The organism is Shinella sp. GW821-FHT11G07 (assembly GCF_058808115.1).
The window spans coordinates 122,903-138,829 of the sequence record NZ_JBXARJ010000004.1; the positions used below are offsets into that span (position 1 = coordinate 122,903).

The 15,927-nt window shown below is 64.3% G+C and carries 16 protein-coding genes; 12 read left to right on the forward strand and 4 right to left on the reverse strand.

The genetic code is table 11. The features are described 5' to 3' along the window. The 10 genes from paaX to AC1RT2_RS09670 all read left to right on the forward strand — a co-directional run bounded on the left by paaX (position 1) and on the right by AC1RT2_RS09670 (position 9,445). Positions 1–894 carry a phenylacetic acid degradation operon negative regulatory protein PaaX gene (gene paaX, locus AC1RT2_RS09625; RefSeq protein ID WP_069061014.1) on the forward strand — a complete coding sequence of 298 codons (894 nt, stop codon included), beginning with the start codon at positions 1–3 and terminating at the stop codon, positions 892–894. 180 nt (positions 895–1,074) lie between these two features. Next, positions 1,075–2,280, forward strand: a complete 1,206-nt coding sequence (pcaF, locus tag AC1RT2_RS09630; RefSeq protein WP_493101464.1) for a 3-oxoadipyl-CoA thiolase — start codon at positions 1,075–1,077, stop codon at positions 2,278–2,280. 24 nt (positions 2,281–2,304) lie between these two features. Further along, positions 2,305–3,309 carry a 1,2-phenylacetyl-CoA epoxidase subunit PaaA gene (gene paaA / locus AC1RT2_RS09635; protein WP_256119897.1) on the forward strand — a complete coding sequence of 335 codons (1,005 nt, stop codon included), beginning with the start codon at positions 2,305–2,307 and terminating at the stop codon, positions 3,307–3,309. 13 nt (positions 3,310–3,322) lie between these two features. Further along, on the forward strand, positions 3,323–3,607 hold the full coding sequence (paaB, locus tag AC1RT2_RS09640; RefSeq protein WP_069061017.1) for a 1,2-phenylacetyl-CoA epoxidase subunit PaaB: 285 nt from the start codon (positions 3,323–3,325) through the stop codon (positions 3,605–3,607). After that, positions 3,607–4,389 carry a 1,2-phenylacetyl-CoA epoxidase subunit PaaC gene (paaC, locus tag AC1RT2_RS09645; protein ID WP_493101466.1) on the forward strand — a complete coding sequence of 261 codons (783 nt, stop codon included), beginning with the start codon at positions 3,607–3,609 and terminating at the stop codon, positions 4,387–4,389. Before paaB ends, paaC begins: the two co-directional genes overlap by 1 nt. Before the next feature lie 9 nt (positions 4,390–4,398). After that, positions 4,399–4,923, forward strand: coding sequence for a 1,2-phenylacetyl-CoA epoxidase subunit PaaD (gene paaD, locus AC1RT2_RS09650; protein WP_493101468.1), 525 nt, complete (start codon positions 4,399–4,401; stop codon positions 4,921–4,923). Positions 4,924–5,010: 87 nt separating this feature from the next. Further along, positions 5,011–6,087: a 1,2-phenylacetyl-CoA epoxidase subunit PaaE gene (paaE, locus tag AC1RT2_RS09655; protein WP_493101470.1), complete on the forward strand. Its 1,077-nt coding sequence runs from the start codon at positions 5,011–5,013 to the stop codon at positions 6,085–6,087. 12 nt (positions 6,088–6,099) lie between these two features. Next, positions 6,100–6,855, forward strand: a complete 756-nt coding sequence (locus AC1RT2_RS09660) for a Phenylacetic acid catabolic protein (protein WP_493101471.1) — start codon at positions 6,100–6,102, stop codon at positions 6,853–6,855. Between the two features lie 12 nt (positions 6,856–6,867). Beyond that, complete coding sequence (paaZ, locus tag AC1RT2_RS09665) at positions 6,868–8,925, forward strand: phenylacetic acid degradation bifunctional protein PaaZ (protein WP_493101473.1); 2,058 nt, start codon at positions 6,868–6,870, stop codon at positions 8,923–8,925. 4 nt (positions 8,926–8,929) lie between these two features. Next, a complete protein-coding gene (locus tag AC1RT2_RS09670) occupies positions 8,930–9,445 on the forward strand; it encodes an acyl-CoA thioesterase (protein WP_493101475.1) in 516 nt (171 codons plus the stop codon). A gap of 161 nt (positions 9,446–9,606) precedes the next feature. Here AC1RT2_RS09670 and AC1RT2_RS09675 read toward each other — a convergent pair whose 3' ends face one another. From AC1RT2_RS09675 to paaG, 4 genes are all read right to left on the reverse strand, one after another. Next, entirely contained in the window at positions 9,607–10,203 is a 597-nt protein-coding gene (locus AC1RT2_RS09675; protein ID WP_160860855.1) for a TetR/AcrR family transcriptional regulator, read from the reverse strand. Positions 10,204–10,397: 194 nt separating this feature from the next. Further along, entirely contained in the window at positions 10,398–11,708 is a 1,311-nt protein-coding gene (gene paaK / locus AC1RT2_RS09680) for a phenylacetate--CoA ligase PaaK (RefSeq protein WP_493101477.1), read from the reverse strand. A 35-nt stretch (positions 11,709–11,743) separates the two neighbouring features. Next, positions 11,744–12,184 carry a hydroxyphenylacetyl-CoA thioesterase PaaI gene (gene paaI / locus AC1RT2_RS09685; RefSeq protein WP_493101479.1) on the reverse strand — a complete coding sequence of 147 codons (441 nt, stop codon included), beginning with the start codon at positions 12,182–12,184 and terminating at the stop codon, positions 11,744–11,746. Beyond that, positions 12,181–12,969, reverse strand: coding sequence for a 2-(1,2-epoxy-1,2-dihydrophenyl)acetyl-CoA isomerase PaaG (paaG, locus tag AC1RT2_RS09690; protein WP_257951046.1), 789 nt, complete (start codon positions 12,967–12,969; stop codon positions 12,181–12,183). The genes paaI and paaG overlap by 4 nt, the downstream gene beginning before the upstream one ends. 101 nt (positions 12,970–13,070) lie before the next feature. Here paaG and paaN point away from each other — a divergent pair, with 101 nt between their 5' ends. Then, positions 13,071–14,732: a phenylacetic acid degradation protein PaaN gene (paaN, locus tag AC1RT2_RS09695; protein ID WP_493101481.1), complete on the forward strand. Its 1,662-nt coding sequence runs from the start codon at positions 13,071–13,073 to the stop codon at positions 14,730–14,732. A gap of 49 nt (positions 14,733–14,781) precedes the next feature. Then, positions 14,782–15,921, forward strand: coding sequence for an ABC transporter substrate-binding protein (locus tag AC1RT2_RS09700; protein ID WP_257951048.1), 1,140 nt, complete (start codon positions 14,782–14,784; stop codon positions 15,919–15,921). Positions 15,922–15,927 lie beyond the last annotated feature (6 nt).

Below are 15,927 nucleotides of genomic sequence, written 5' to 3' on the forward strand. Positions count from 1 at the left end.
GTGCCGGGTGAGAAGGACAGGCCAGAAAGCGCGTTCGGCGCGCTGATCAAGGCGATCATCGAGGAGAGCCCGCTGAAGGCGGCCGGCTTCATCGTCACTATCTATGGCGACGTGGTGGAGCCGCGTGGCGGCGTGGTCTGGACCGGCAACCTCATCGACACCTGCGCCGATGTCGGCATCAGCGAAACGCTGGTGCGCACCGCCGTCTCGCGGCTCGTCGCCGCCGGGCAGGTGTCGGGCGAGCGCGAGGGGCGCCGTAGCTTTTATCGGCTGGCAGCGCCGGCGCGTACCGAATTTGCCGCCGCCGCCCGCATGCTTTTCGGCCCGCCGGAAGTGGCCGACTGGCATTTCGTGCAGTTGACGGGCTCGGCGCCGGACGAGGCGATGCAAGCTCTGGAGCGCGCCGGCCATGCGCGGCTGGGGCCAAGGCTTGCCGTCGGCGCGCGGCCCATGCCGTCCTTGAAACAGCCGGCCGTGCTCTTCCGGGCGGAGGTTGTGAGCGGCGAAGGCGACCTAGGCGCCTTTGCGGCCGACCACTGGAACCTTGCACAGCACGCGGATGCCTATCGCGGCTTCATCCGACGGTTCGGGCGGCTTGCCGATCTGCTCGGTGGCGGCGTGCGGCTGGCGGCGGCCGAAAGCCTCGCCGCCCGGCTGGTGCTGGTGCACCAGTTCCGCCTCGTCGTGCTGCGTGATCCGCGCCTGCCGCAGGCGGCATTGCCGGCCGACTGGCCGGGCGACGAGGCGCGGCGGCTTTTCAACGATCTCTACCTTCGCCTTTCGCCCGAGGCGGACCTGCATGTCGCCCGCCATTTCGTGACGGCGGATGGTGCGCTGCCGGAGGCGAGCGAGGCGACGCTGCGTCGTCTTTCGCTGTTGCGCGACGCCATCTGAGGCACTTTTCACACGGAAAAACGCAGTTTGTGCTATGATATCGGCTGCTGAAATTAAACATCACAGAATATGGAGAAACGGCCATTGATTTGTGATGTGTTGGGTGGTAAATAACCAACCGATCGGTCGGCGAATGTTTCGGGAGAGGCGAGCCGGCCTTGGGTACAGGGAGGAAACCGCGTGTCCGAAGCCTTTATCTGCGATGCTGTCCGTACGCCCATCGGCCGTTATGGTGGCCTGTTGTCGTCGGTCCGCGCCGACGATCTGGCGGCCCTGCCGCTTTCGGGCCTGATGGCACGCAATCCCGGCGTCGACTGGTCGAAGGTCGATGATCTCATCTATGGCTGCGCCAACCAGGCCGGTGAGGACAACCGCAATGTCGGCCGCATGGCCGTGCTGCTGTCCGGTCTTCCCGTTTCCATTCCCGCCACGACCGTCAACCGCCTCTGTGGCTCCGGCATGGACGCCGTCGGCATGGCTGCCCGCGCCATCCGTGCCGGCGACTGTGATTTCGTCATCGCCGGCGGCGTCGAGAGCATGAGCCGGGCGCCCTTCGTCTTGCCGAAGGCCGACAGTGCCTTCTCCCGTTCGAATGCCGTCTATGACACGACGATCGGCTGGCGCTTCGTCAATCCGAAGATGAAGAAGGCGTTTGGCGTCGATTCCATGCCGGAGACTGCCGACAACGTCGCCACCGATTTTACCGTCAGCCGCGAGGATCAGGACGCCTTTGCCGCCCGCAGTCAGGCCCGCTGGGCCGCGGCGTATGAGGCCGGTATTTTTGCCGATGAGATCGTGCCCGTCCATGTGCCGCAGAAGAAGGGCGATCCGCTCATCGTCGACCGCGACGAACATCCTCGTCCCGGCACAACGGCCGAGCAGCTCGGCAAGCTCAAGGGTGTCAACGGCCCCGACCTTTCCGTCACCGCCGGCAACGCCTCGGGCGTCAATGACGGCGCGGCTGCGCTGCTCATCGCCAGCGAAGCAACCGCGAGGGCGCAAGGCCTGACGCCGAAAGCGCGTGTCGTCGCCATGGCGGCGGCTGGTCTTGAGCCGCGCATCATGGGCTTCGGTCCCGCGCCGGCGGTGCGCCGTGTGCTGGAGCGCGCTGGCCTGTCGCTTAACCAGATGGATGTCATCGAACTCAACGAGGCCTTCGCGTCGCAGGCGCTCGCCGTGCTGCGCGATCTCGGCCTGCCGGACGATGCGGCGCATGTGAACCCGAACGGCGGCGCCATCGCCATCGGTCACCCGCTCGGCATGAGCGGCGCGCGCCTCGTCACCACTGCCACCTATCAGCTCCACCGCCAGGGCGGGCGTTATGCACTCTGTACCATGTGCATCGGCGTCGGCCAGGGCATCGCCATCATTCTCGAGCGCGTCTGACGCGCACAGCCTGAGGAGAAGACCATGTATGCCCAGATGGTGAAAACCGACGCAGCGCGCGTCCGGTCCCTCGACGAGATGGATCCCGTTGAGCGCGCCTTCCAGGAACGCGTCGACGCCGGCCAGAAGATCGAGCCGAAGGAATGGATGCCGGAAGGCTATCGCAAGACGCTCGTGCGCCAGATCAGCCAGCACGCCCACTCGGAAATCGTCGGCCAGCTGCCGGAAGGCAACTGGATTTCCCGCGCGCCGACCCTTGAGAGGAAGGCGATCCTGCTTGCCAAGGTGCAGGACGAGGCCGGCCACGGCCTCTATCTCTACTGTGCCGCCGAGACACTCGGCATCAGCCGCGACCAGATGTACGAGCAGCTGCATTCCGGCAAGGCCAAATATTCCTCGATCTTCAACTATCCGACGCTGACCTGGGCCGATATCGGCGCGATCGGCTGGCTGGTCGATGGCGCGGCGATCATGAACCAGGTGCCGTTGCAGCGCTGTTCCTACGGCCCCTATGCGCGGGCCATGGTGCGCATCTGCAAGGAAGAGAGTTTTCACCAGCGCCAGGGTTATGACGCCCTGATGCGCATGGTGAAGGGCACGCCGGCGCAAAAGGCCATGGTGCAGGATGCGTTGAACCGCTGGTGGTGGCCGTCGCTCATGATGTTCGGCCCCTCGGACGATGCCTCCGTGCACTCGGCCCAGTCGATGGCCTGGAAGATCAAGCAGAATTCCAACGACGAGCTGCGCCAGAAGTTTGTCGACCAGACCGTGCCGCAGGCGAAATACCTCGGCCTCACCGTGCCGGACCCGGACCTCAAGTGGAACGAGGAGAAGGGCGGCCACGATTTCGGCGAGCCGGACTGGGAAGAGTTCTTCAACGTGATCGCCGGCAACGGCCCCTGCAATGCGGAACGCCTCGATGCCCGCAAAAAGGCCTGGAATGACGGCGCCTGGTTCCGCGACGGCCTGACGGCGCATGCCGAAAAGGCCGCCGACCGCCGCGCTGCCGCAAAAATCGCCGCCGAGTAAGGGAGAGAGCACGATGTCCAGCGAATGGCCGCTTTGGGAAGTTTTCATCCGGGGTCAGCATGGCCTCAACCATCGCCATGTCGGCAGCCTGCACGCGCCCGACGCCGAAATGGCGATCAACAATGCCCGCGACGTCTATACGCGCCGCAACGAGGGCGTCAGCATCTGGGTGGTGCGGTCGTCCGAGATCACCGCCAGCGCGCCCTCGGAAAAGGGTCCGCTCTTCGACCCGTCGAATTCCAAGGTCTACCGTCACCCGACCTTCTTCGACATTCCGGATGAAGTGGGGCACATGTGATGGCGACCGCGGCATTTGAAACGGCGGCCGATCAGGCCGCGCTTCTCGAATTCCTGCTGCGCATCGGCGACAATGCGCTGATCCTCGGTCATCGCGTTTCCGAATGGTGCGGCCATGCGCCGGCGCTGGAGGAGGATATTGCGCTCGCCAACACCGCGCTCGACCTGATCGGCCAGACGCAGCTCTGGCTCGGCCTTGCCGGCGAAGTGGAGGGCAAGGGCCGTTCGGCCGATGACCTTTCCTATCTGCGCGACGGCTACGACTTCCGCAACATCCTGTTGGTCGAGCGCCCGAACGGCGATTTCGGCAAGACGCTGATGCGGCAGTTCCTGTTCGATGCCTCGCACTATCTGCTCTTGAAGGCGCTGAAAGGCTCGACGGAGACGCGTATCGCGGAGATCGCGGAAAAGGCCTTCAAAGAGGTCTCCTACCATCTCGACCGCAGCCGTGATCTCGTCATCCGTCTCGGCGACGGCACGGCCGAAAGCCACCGCCGCATGCAGGAGGCGCTGGACGATCTCTGGCCCTATACCGGCGAGATGTTCGCCGCCGACGCGGTGGACGCGGCACTCGTGGAGGCCGGGATCATTCCGGAACCGCAGAGCCTCAAGGCCGGCTGGGACGAGATCGTGGCCGAGGCGCTCACCGAAGGCACGCTGAAGAAGCCCGCCGACGGCTACATGCACAAGGGCGGCCGGCGCGGCGTACACACCGAGCACCTCGGCTTCATCCTGTCCGAGATGCAGTTCCTCCAGCGCGCCTATCCGGGCGCTACCTGGTAGGAGGCGGTCATGGACCCGGCGCTCCGTCCCTCGCTCGATGAGGTCTGGCACTGGCTGGCTGAAGTGCCGGATCCGGAAATTCCGGTGATCTCACTCACCGACCTCGGCATCATCCGCGATGTCGCGTGGCGCGACGATACGCTGGTGGTGACGGTGACGCCGACCTATTCCGGCTGTCCCGCCACGACGATCATCAATCTCGATATCGAGACGGCGCTCGCGGAAAAGGGGCTTTCCAAGGTGAAGCTGGAACGCCAGCTCTCGCCCGCCTGGACAACGGACTGGATCAGCGCCGAGGGCCGAGAGAAGCTGCGCGACTACGGCATCGCCCCGCCGATCGACGGTACGGCGGCCGATGGCGTGCTGATGAAACGCGTCGACCGGCTTTCGGGCCGCTCGAACCTGACAATCGCCTGTCCGCGCTGCGGATCGACGAATACCGAGAAGATCAGCCAGTTCGGCTCGACGCCCTGCAAGGCGAGCTATCGCTGCACCGACTGCCTGGAACCGTTCGACTACTTCAAGTGCATCTGACCACCAGAGCTTTTTGTTCTTACGCAATTCCGAACGCAAGACGCTCAAGCACTGTTGCTGGAATTGCTCTATGGAAAGGGCCTACGCATGGCACGTTTTCATCCCCTGACCGTAACCGACGTTCGCCGCGAGACGCGCGATGCGGTCGTGGTCACGCTTCGGCCGTCCGACGAGGACCGGGCCGTCTTCGATTTCACGCAAGGCCAGTACCTGACCTTCCGCCGCAAGTTCGAGGACGAGGAACTGCGCCGCTCCTATTCGATCTGCGCCGGCAAGGACGAGGGTGTCTTGAAGGTCGGCATCAAGCGCGTCGATGGCGGCTGTTTTTCCACCTGGGTCAACGAGAACCTGAAGCCCGGGGACACGCTGGAAGCCATGCCGCCGATGGGCGCCTTCTTCACGGCGCTGGACCCTGAAACGGCCAAGCACTATCTCGGTTTTGCCGGCGGCAGCGGCATCACGCCGGTGCTGTCGATTATCAAGACGGTGCTGTCGCGCGAGCCCCGTGCCCGCTTCACACTGGTCTATGCCAACCGGCAGATCAGCTCGATCATGTTCCGCGACGAGCTGGAGGACCTGAAGAACGTCTATCTCGGCCGCCTCTCCGTGCTGCATGTGCTGGAGAGCGAGGCGCAGGATATCGATCTTTTCACCGGCCGTATCGATGGCGCGAAATGTGCTGCACTCTTTAAAAACTGGATCGACCCGAAGTCGGTGACAACAGCGTTCATCTGCGGCCCGGAGCCGATGATGCTGGCGATTGCCGCCGCGCTTCGCGAGCATGGATTGCGCGACGATCAGATCAAGTTCGAACTCTTTGCCTCCTCGCAGCCTGGCCGGGCGCGGCGCAAGGTGGAGCAGGCCAACGGTGCCGATCACGCTGCCGCCTGCGAGGCGACTGTCACGCTCGATGGCGCGACCCGCATCTTCAAGTTTCCCAAGCACGGTCAGAGTCTGCTCGATGCTGCGCTCGAAAATGCCATGGATGCGCCCTATGCCTGCAAGGCCGGTGTCTGTTCCACCTGCCGCGCCAAGGTTCTGGAAGGCGAGGTCGAGATGGAGACCAACCACGCGCTGGAAGATTACGAGGTGCGCCAGGGTTATGTGCTGACCTGCCAGTGCTACCCGCTCACCGACCGCATCGTCGTCAGCTACGACCAGTAAGGGGAACTTGCCATGTCCGATACGATGCCGATCGAGGATTATCTGGCGCAAGGCGGCGTTCTCTCGTCGCCGGCCAATGTGCCACCGCGTTATCGCGGCGAGCTGCTGCGCCTGATGGCGAGTTTCGTCGACAGCGAGCTTGCCGGTTCCGCCGGCTTTGCCGATACGATCAACGATGCGCCGGGCATTCAGGAGCGCATCTCCGCCGCCCGCATCGTGCTGGAAAAGGCCGATCATGCCGGCAAGGTGCTTAGGGTGATGGAAACCTTTGGCGCGGATGGTGGGCGCTATGCCGTGCACCATCCCTGGGCCGAGCGGCTTTCCCGCGAGGCCGATATCGGCGCGGCGCGGCAGGGCGGCGACATGCGCCTGTCCGTCTTCCACTATCCGCTGCAAGGCTGGGTCGATGCCGTGGTCATGAACGTGCTGATGGGCCGGGCGAGCGTCGTGCAGTTGAAAGAACTGTCGCGGGTCTCCTACCAGCCGCTCGCCGAAGTTTTCCGCGCCATCCTGCCGCGCGAGACGCGCCATGCCGAACTCGGCCTCGCCGGCCTTATCCAGATCGTCGATGATGCGGAAGGCCGCGCAAAGGCCAAAGCCTCCGTGGCCTACTGGTATCCGCGGGTCGCCGCGAGCTTTGGCCATTCCGGCTCGGCCCGCTTCGAGACGCAGTCGCGTTTCGGCCTGCGACACACACAAAACGAGACCCTGCTTGCCGAATGGCGGGCGGAGGTCGATGCGCAGCTTTCCGCGCTCGGATTGAACTGAGAGGATACTGAGATGAACGTCATGGCAAACCGGCCGCGCCGGCTCGAAAGCTATGTCGGCGGCCAGTGGGTCGCCGGTGCGAAGGAAGGCGTGCCGCTGCTGGATGCCTCGACGGGTGCCCCGGTCGCCTTCATCGATTCCACCGGCGTGGATTTCAAGGCAGCGCTCGCCTATGGCCGCGAGAAGGGTGGGCCGGCGCTTCGCCGCCTGTCCTTCCACGAACGCGCCGCCATGCTGAAGGCGCTCGGTCAGGCCCTGATGGAGCGCAAGGAAGAGTTTTACGCGCTTTCGACCGCGACCGGCGCCACTCGGGCCGACAGCTGGGTCGATATCGAAGGCGGTATCGGCACGCTGCTGTCCTATGCTTCCAAGGGCCGGCGTGAATTGCCCAACACCCGCGTGCTGCTCGATGGTGACGTGGAACTGCTTTCCAAGGACGGCACCTTCTCTGCGCAGCATATCCTGAGCCCGTTGCAGGGCGTTGCCGTCCATATTAATGCCTTCAATTTCCCCTGCTGGGGCATGCTGGAGAAGCTGGCGCCGACGCTGCTCGCCGGTGTGCCTGCCATCGTCAAGCCGGCGAGCCAGACGGCTTATCTCACCGAACTCATGGTCCGCCGCATCGTCGAGACCGGTATTTTGCCCGACGGCGCCTTGCAGCTCGTCTGCGGCTCGGTCGGCGATCTGCTCGACCATGTCGAAGGTCAGGATGCCGTGACCTTCACCGGTTCGGCCTCGACCGGCCAGCGCCTCAAGACGCACAAGGACATCGTCGAAAACTCCGTGCGCTTCACCATGGAGGCCGACAGCCTCAATGCCGCCGTGCTTGGCCTTGATGCCGCGCCCGGCACGGAGGAATTCGACCTCTTCGTCAGGGAAGTCGCCCGCGAGATGACGGTGAAAGCCGGCCAGAAATGCACCGCGATCCGCCGCGTCATCGCGCCGCGCGCCTTTAGCGAAGCTCTCATCGAGAGCCTGCGCGCCCGTCTCGGCAAGACGGCGATCGGCAATCCGGCCGACGAAGCCGTCCGCATGGGACCGCTCGCCAGCCTCGACCAGCGAGAGGAAGTGCGCGCCCGCATCCGCGATCTCTCTGCCGATGCCGAAATCGTCGCCGGTGATCCGGACATAGCAAATATCCTGTCTGGCGATGCTGCGGCAGGCGCCTTCCTCAATCCGGTGCTGCTCTATTGCGACAAGCCGGGTTCGGCCCGCGCGGTGCACGACGTCGAGGCTTTCGGCCCGGTCAGCACCGTCATGCCCTATGAGACCGCGGAAGAAGCGGTGGACCTCGCCCGTCGCGGCAAGGGCAGCCTCGTCGCTTCCGTCTTTACCAACGATCCCGGTTTTGCCGAAGAGGTCGTACTGGGTCTTGCGCCGTTCCACGGCCGCGTGATGATCGGCAACCGCGTGAGCGCAAAGTCGTCTACCGGCCACGGTTCGCCACTGCCGGGCCTCGTGCACGGCGGCCCCGGCCGCGCGGGTGGGGGTGAGGAACTGGGCGGCATGCGCGGCGTCAAGCATTACATGCAGCGCACCGCCATCCAGGGTGCGCCGACGCTGCTTTCCGCCGTTACCGGCCGTTGGTTGCAGGGCGCAGAAGCACGGGTGAGCGGCGAGCATCCGTTCCGCAAGTCACTGGAAGAACTCAAGATCGGCGACCAACTGATCACCGCGACGCGCACCGTGACGCTCGACGATATCGAGCACTTCGCCAACTTTACCGGTGACACGTTCTACGCCCACATGGACGAGGAAGCCGCCAAGGCGAACCCGTTCTTCGACGGGCGCGTGGCGCATGGCTATCTCATCGTGTCGTTTGCCGCCGGCCTCTTCGTCGATCCGGCGCCAGGCCCGGTCCTCGCCAATTACGGCGTCGACAATCTGCGCTTCCTGACACCGGTCAATCCGGGTGATACGTTGCAGGTGCAGCTCACCTGCAAAGAGATCAACCCGCGGGCCAATGCCGAGCATGGCGAGGTCCGCTGGGATTGCAACGTAACGAACCAGTCTGGAGCGACCGTCGCGCAGTATGACGTTCTGACGATGGTGGCCAAAACGAGAGAGTGACCGCATGACGCCGATGGAGCAGGACCCGCGCCGCCTGGAAATGACCGTTTTGATGACGCCCGACATGGCGAATTTTTCCGGAAAGGTTCATGGCGGCGCGCTGCTCAATCTGCTCGATCGCGTCGCCTTCTCCTGCGCCTCGCGCTACTCGCAGCAATATGCGGTCACGCTTTCGGTCGACCAGGTGATGTTCAAGGAGCCGATCAACGTCGGTGAACTCGTCACCTTCCGCGCCTCGATCAACCATACCGGGCGAACCTCCATGGAGGTCGGCATCCGGGTCGAGGCGGAGAACATCCGCAGCGGCCACCGCCGGCACACCAATTCCTGCTATTTCACCATGGTCGCCGTCGACGAGGCCGGAAGGCCGGTGCGGGTGCCGGAGCTGGAGCCGAAGAGCACGGTTGATATACGGCGCTACAAGGCAGCCGAGCTTCGTCGCACGCTCCGGCGTGAATTCGCGGAACGGCTGGAGTCGGTTGCCACGACAGGCAAGGATGTGGAGCGGGACGGGGAATAGCGTGGGCGGCACTGCTCTTGGGGCACTACGCTGCCTCCCCGCCACGTCATCCTCGGGCTTGACCCGAGGATCCATGCTGCGGGTGCCGAGTGGATCCTCGGGTCAAGTCCGAGGATGACGAAAGAGAGGCAGTAGGTTTTTGGAGATGGTATGTGTAAGCCTTAGCTTACAGCCTTGACGCCCTCAAGGATCAGCGTCGTCGCAATATCCGCATACTCGTCCCGCGTGATCGGCCCGTTGGGGCGGAACCACATGTACACCCAGTTCATCATGCCGAAGAGCGACATGGTGACGGGCATCAGGAGTGGGCGGTCCTTGTTGAGGTCCGGGTTGATGTCGCGGATGACGCCGGAGAAGCGCTTGACGATCTGTCGCTCGATTGCCTGCAATTCGGCAAGCTGTGGCTCGGAGAGCGCGCTGGTGCCGTTGAGCTGCACCTTGTGTTCGTTATCGCGACCCTCGTAGTTCGCCAGCACGGCCTTCACCAGCAGGCGCAGTCGATCCTGCGGCGCGACGTCGGTGCGGTCGGCGGCTTCGATCGCCTCCTCCAGCTCCGACAGATGCGTGCGCACGATATCGAAGATCAGGGCGTCCTTGCTTGGGTAATAGTGGTAGAGCAGGGCCTTGGAGACATTGCTGTGCGAGGCGATCAGCGACATGGAGGCTTTCTCCATGCCCATCTCGGCGAAGACCGCCGCGGCACTCGATAGAATGCCTCGCTGTTTTTCCTCGAAATCCACTGCGCGCGTGCGTGCCATGTCGTCCTGCTCTGCTCATTCGGGCTGCGGCTGCGCGGAAGGGCGGCCGCCCTTCCTATACACAGTCAAGCCGGTGCCGGGCTAGAGTATCTCCGTTCGTCCTGTAGCAACGGAAAGACTCTGACTCTTTGTTTCTTCACAATTCCGGACGCAAAACCGCTCCGCACTTTTGCGGGAATGTCCTGTCCGGCGTTTCATTCTTTCGGGCGGTTGTCGACCACCCGCTTTGCCTTGCCTTCCGAGCGGGCGACGCCGCCCGGCTCATGCACGGTAATCTTGGTGGAGACCCCCACGATGCTCTTGATGTGGTGGGCAAGCTCCTTCGCCGACCCCGCGCGCGCGCCCTCGTCGGTCGCCTCCAGCGTACATTCGACATGCACCGTCATATTGTCCATACGGCCGGCGCGCGTCAGTTCGATTTGGAAATGCGGCGCAAGCCCGCGACATTTCAGGATCTGCTCCTCGATCTGCGTCGGGAAGACGTTGACGCCGCGCAGGATCATCATGTCGTCGGAGCGGCCGGTGATCTTTTCCATGCGACGCATGGAGCGGGCGGTGCCGGGCAAGAGACGCGTCAGGTCGCGCGTGCGGTAGCGGATGATCGGCAGGCCTTCCTTGGTGAGCGTGGTGAAGACCAGTTCACCGATCTCGCCATCCGGCAGCACCGCGCCTGTCTCAGGGTCGATGATCTCGGGGTAAAAGTGGTCTTCCCAGATGTGCAGGCCGTCCTTCGTCTCGACGCATTCGTTGGCAACGCCCGGGCCCATGACTTCCGACAGGCCGTAGATATCGACGGCGTGCATGTCGAAAGCCTGCTCGATTTCCTCGCGCATGGCGTTCGTCCAGGGTTCGGCGCCAAAAATGCCGACCGCCAGCGAACTTTCGCGCGGGTCGATGCCATGGCGGCGGAACTCGTCGAGGATGGAGAGCATGTAGGACGGCGTCACCATGATGATGCGCGGCTTGAAATCCTGCATCAGGGTGACCTGGCGCTCGGTCATGCCGCCGGAGATCGGCACCACGGTGCAGCCGAGCTTTTCTGCTCCGTAATGCGCGCCAAGCCCGCCGGTGAACAGGCCGTAGCCATAGGCGACATGCACGATATCACCGGCCCGGCCGCCCGAGGCGCGGATCGAGCGGGCGACGACGGTCGCCCAGGTGTCGATGTCCTTGGCCGTGTAGCCGACGACGGTCGGCTTGCCGGTCGTGCCTGATGAGGCGTGGATGCGGGCAAGCTTTTCGCGCGGTACGGCGAACATGCCGAAAGGATAGGTGTCGCGCAGGTCCTTCTTGGTGGTGAAGGAGAATTTCGCGAGGTCCGACAGCGTCTTCAGGTCGGAGGGATGCACGCCGGCCTCGTCGAAGCGCTGGCGGTAGAAGGGAGAATTCTCGTAGGCGTGGGTCAGCGACCACTTCATGCGCTCCAGCTGCAGCGCGGAAATCTCGTCGCGCGACGCTGTCTCGATGGCTTCGAGCTCGCCGGGGCGGGGGGACAGGTCTTCCATGAAATTCTCCTCCAAGAATGTGGGGATGGTCTGCCTCACTCCGGCAGGTGCGTACCCTTGACTGTTCGCGAGTGGCCACGGAACTCCGCGACGTGCTCGCCCTCCTGATTGCTGATGTGGATATCGTAGATGCCGCCCCGTCCGCGGCGCGACACTTCGCGCGCCGTCGCGGTCAGTTTCTCGCCCCTGAAGGCCGGTGCGATGAAGGTCACCGAACAGTGCTGGGCGACGGTGCGCTGGTTGTAGGTGTTGCAGGCAAACGCAAAGGCCGAATCCGCCAGCGTGAACATGTAGCCGCCGTGACAGGTGCCGTGGCCGTTCGTCATGCTGTCTGCGATCGTCATGGTGATCGTCGCTTCACCGGGGGCGACGGAGATCAGTTCCATGCCGAGATGGCGGGTGGCATTGTCGTCGTCCCACATGGCCTTGGCACAGGCTTCGGCCAGCGCCTGGGGGGAAAGGCTGGCGGAGCTCATTTGCCTTTGAACTCCGGCTTGCGCTTTTCGAGGAAGGCGGAGACGCCCTCGGCATAGTCGGCGCTGCGGCCGGCCTCGCGTTGCAGGTCGCGTTCGAGGTCGAGCTGCTGGTCCAGCGAGTTGGTGGCGGCGGCCTGGATGGCGCGCTTCGTCATGCCGAGGCCGCGGGTCGGGCCGGCGGCGAGGCGGATGGCGAGTGCGGTCGCCTCGTCCATCAGCGCGTCGTCGTCGACGGCGCGCCAGATCAGGCCCCAGTCGGCAGCGGTTTCTGCACCGAGCGGTTCGGCGGTCAGCGTCAGTGCCTTGGCGCGGGCCTCGCCGATCAGGCGCGGCAGGCTCCAGGTGCCGCCGGAATCCGGCACGAGGCCGATCTTGGCAAAAGCCTGGATGAAGCGGGCGGAGCGGGCGGCAAGCGTGATGTCGCAGGCAAAGGCGATGTTGGCGCCGGCGCCGGCGGCGACACCGTTGACGGCGCAGATCACCGGCTTTTCGAGGCTGCGGATCAGGCGGAGCAGCGGGTTGTAGTAGGTCTCGATCGTGTGGCCGAGATCCGGCACACCCTTCTTGGGGTCGCGGTCACCGAGATCCTGGCCCGCGCAAAAACCGCGGCCGGCGCCGGTGAGCAGCACGGCGCGGACGGTCTCGTCCGCATGCGCCCGCTCGAAACCGGCGCGCAGTGCCAGGTGCATTTCTTCATTGAAAGCGTTGAGTTTGTCCGGGCGATTCAGCGTGAGGCTCAGAACGCCATCGGCAAGCGCCGACAGAATGGTGTCGGATGTGGACATTTTTCCTCCCTATCGCCCTTCCCAGCGGCGACCGTAAAAAAACTCTTGCATAAACCGAACGGCCGGTCAATTATAAATTCACTGACTGGGAGGAGCCAGAGATGACCGAACTTTTCGAGCGCCATCGCCCGACGCTGGACGCAGCTTTGCAAGCGGCCGCCAAGCGCGACTTCTGGTCCGCCTATCCTGAAGTACCAAGCGGCAAGATCTATGGCGAGACCGCCAAGGACGACGGGCTCGCTGCCTACAAGGCGCGGCTCGGCAAGGCCTTCGCTCTCGCCGAGCATCCGGCGGAGGGTTCCGTGGGTGCGGAAGTGTCGCCTTACGGATCATCTCTCGGCATCACCTATCCGGCAGCCTCCGTCGACATGCTGCTCACCGCTTCCCGTGCTGCCGCTCCGCAATGGGCTGCGGCGTCGCCGGAGGTGCGCACCGGCATCTGTCTCGAAATCCTCGCCCGCCTCAATGCCCGCAGTTTCGAAATGGCCAATGCGGTCATGCACACGACGGGCCAGTCTTTCGCCATGGCCTTCCAGGCGGGCGGCCCGCATGCGCAGGATCGCGGCCTCGAAGCCGTCACCTACGCCTATGCCGAGATGATCCGCACGCCGGCCAAGGCGATCTGGACGAAGCCGCAGGGCAGGGGCGAGCCGATCGTCATGGAAAAACACTGGCGCGCCGTGCCGCGCGGCGTCTCGCTGGCCATCGGCTGCAACACCTTCCCGACCTGGAACAGCTATCCGGGTCTCTTTGCCAGCCTTGCCACCGGCAACACCGTCATCGTCAAGCCGCATCCAGCCGCCATCCTACCGCTCGCCATCACCGTCGAGATTGCCAGGCAGGTGCTGGTGGAGGAGGGTTTTGCCGCCGATATCGTGCTGCTCGCCGCCGATGCGCCCGGTTCCGAAATCACCAAGGATCTCGTGCAGCACCCGGCGGTCGCCATCATAGACTATACCGGCTCCAACAGTTTTGGGACTTGGGTGCGCGAAAACGCCGGCGGCGCCGACGTCTATACGGAAGAGGCCGGCGTCAACTCCATCGTCATCGGCGCCACGGACGACTTTGCCGGCATGTGTGGCAATATCGCCTTCTCGCTGTCACTCTATTCCGGCCAGATGTGCACCGCCCCGCAGGATATCTTTGTCCCGCGCAACGGCATCGAGACGAATGAGGGCCACAAGACATTCGACGCGGTCGCTGCCGGCATCGCCGCAGCGGTCGACGGCCTGCTCGCCGACCCTGCCCGTGCGGCCGGTGTCTGCGGCGCCATTGCCAATCCGGCGACACTCGCGCGCATCGCGACTGCCCGTTCGCTCGGCCGCGTCGTGCGCGACTCCGCACCGGTCGAAGGCCTCGACGACGCGCGCACGGCAACGCCGTTGATCCTCGCAGTCGATGCAGCGGATGGCGAAGCCTATGCGGAAGAACGCTTCGGCCCCATCGCCTTCATCGTCGCGGTTGATGACGCCACCGATGGCGTAGACCGCGCCGCCGATCTCGCCGAGCGCAAGGGCGCGATCACCGCCGCCCTCTATGCCACGGACGAGGCGCGGATCCTTGCTGCCGCCGACCGCTTCGCCGCGGCGGGCGTCAACCTTTCGGTCAATCTGACCGGCGGCATTTACGTCAACCAGAGTGCCGCCTTCAGCGATTTCCACGTCACCGGTGCCAACCCGGCAGGCAATGCCAGCCTGACGGATGCGGCTTTCGTCGCGAACCGGTTCCGCGTGGTGATGTGGCGCCGCCCCGTGGCGGCGTAGGAGGAGTTTTCGCTTTAAACCTTTGTCTTTGTTGGGAGGAGAAACCGACATGAAATTTGCGCTCACCACCACCGCACTTGCCTTGATCCTGGGTCTTGCAGCGCCCGCCTTCGCCGATATCAAGATCGGTGCGACCATTTCCGAAACCGGCCCCGCCTCCTTCCTTGGCGATCCGGAAGCCAAGACGCTGAAGCTGCTGGTCGAAGAGATCAATGCGGCCGGCGGCGTCAATGGCGAGAAGCTGGAACTCGTCATCTACGACGACGGCGGCGACCCGAACAAGGCGCGCACCTTCGCGACCCGCCTTGTGGAAGACGACGAAGTCGTCGCCGTGATCGGCGGCACGACGACCGGCACCTCCATGGCCATCATTCCCGTCTTCGAGGATGCGGAGGTCCCCTTCATCTCGCTGGCCGGTGCCATCGAGATCATCGATCCGGTAAAGCCCTACACCTTCAAGACGCCGCACACCGACCGCATGGCCTGTGCGAAGATCTTTGAAGACATGAAGAAGAACGCCATCACCAAGATCGGCATGATCTCCGGTTCCGACGGTTTTGGCGCTTCCATGCACAAGCAATGCCTTTCGATCGTCGGCGACTACGGCATCGAGGTGCTGGCCGACGAGACCTATGGTCCGACCGACGCCGACATGACGCCGCAGCTCACCAACATCAAGGGCAAGGAGGGCATCCAGGCCGTGCTGAACCCCGGCTTCGGTCAGGGCCCGGCGATCGTCACCCGCAACTACGCCCAGCTCGCCGTCGGCCTGCCGCTCTACCAGTCGCATGGCGTTGCCTCGGATGGTTTCATCGAGCTTGCCGGCGCGGAAGCCGCGGAAGGTGTTCGCCTGCCGGGTACGGCGCTGCTCGTGGCAAAGCTCCTTCCGGAAAGCGACCCGCAGCGCGCTGTCGTCACGGCTTACAAGGACGCCTACGAGAAGGCGACCGGCAAGCCGGTCTCGACCTTCGGCGGTTATGCCCATGATGCGCTTCGCATCCTTGTCGATGCCATCAAGCGGGCGGGCAGCGCCGAGCCGTCGGCGATCCGCGATGCGATCGAAGGCACGAAGGGTCTCGTTGGCACAACAGGCACCGTCACCATGACGGCCGAGGATCACCTCGGTCTCGATCTCTCGGCCTTCCGCATGCTGCAGATCGAAAAAGGCGGCTGGAAGATCGTCGAGTAATCGAAC

What these genes read in the sequence shown, in the direction of transcription:
- paaA (WP_256119897.1), top strand. Translation starts at nt 2,305, where the DNA reads ATGTATGCCCAGATGGTGAAAACCGACGCAGCGCGCGTCCGGTCCCTC.
- paaB (WP_069061017.1), top strand. Translation starts at nt 3,323, where the DNA reads ATGTCCAGCGAATGGCCGCTTTGGGAAGTTTTCATCCGGGGTCAGCAT.
- paaC (WP_493101466.1), top strand. Translation starts at nt 3,607, where the DNA reads ATGGCGACCGCGGCATTTGAAACGGCGGCCGATCAGGCCGCGCTTCTC.
- paaD (WP_493101468.1), top strand. Translation starts at nt 4,399, where the DNA reads ATGGACCCGGCGCTCCGTCCCTCGCTCGATGAGGTCTGGCACTGGCTG.
- paaE (WP_493101470.1), top strand. Translation starts at nt 5,011, where the DNA reads ATGGCACGTTTTCATCCCCTGACCGTAACCGACGTTCGCCGCGAGACG.
- AC1RT2_RS09660 (WP_493101471.1), top strand. Translation starts at nt 6,100, where the DNA reads ATGTCCGATACGATGCCGATCGAGGATTATCTGGCGCAAGGCGGCGTT.
- paaZ (WP_493101473.1), top strand. Translation starts at nt 6,868, where the DNA reads ATGAACGTCATGGCAAACCGGCCGCGCCGGCTCGAAAGCTATGTCGGC.
- AC1RT2_RS09670 (WP_493101475.1), top strand. Translation starts at nt 8,930, where the DNA reads ATGACGCCGATGGAGCAGGACCCGCGCCGCCTGGAAATGACCGTTTTG.
- AC1RT2_RS09675 (WP_160860855.1), bottom strand. Translation starts at nt 10,203, where the DNA reads ATGGCACGCACGCGCGCAGTGGATTTCGAGGAAAAACAGCGAGGCATT.
- paaK (WP_493101477.1), bottom strand. Translation starts at nt 11,708, where the DNA reads ATGGAAGACCTGTCCCCCCGCCCCGGCGAGCTCGAAGCCATCGAGACA.
- paaI (WP_493101479.1), bottom strand. Translation starts at nt 12,184, where the DNA reads ATGAGCTCCGCCAGCCTTTCCCCCCAGGCGCTGGCCGAAGCCTGTGCC.
- paaG (WP_257951046.1), bottom strand. Translation starts at nt 12,969, where the DNA reads ATGTCCACATCCGACACCATTCTGTCGGCGCTTGCCGATGGCGTTCTG.
- paaN (WP_493101481.1), top strand. Translation starts at nt 13,071, where the DNA reads ATGACCGAACTTTTCGAGCGCCATCGCCCGACGCTGGACGCAGCTTTG.
- AC1RT2_RS09700 (WP_257951048.1), top strand. Translation starts at nt 14,782, where the DNA reads ATGAAATTTGCGCTCACCACCACCGCACTTGCCTTGATCCTGGGTCTT.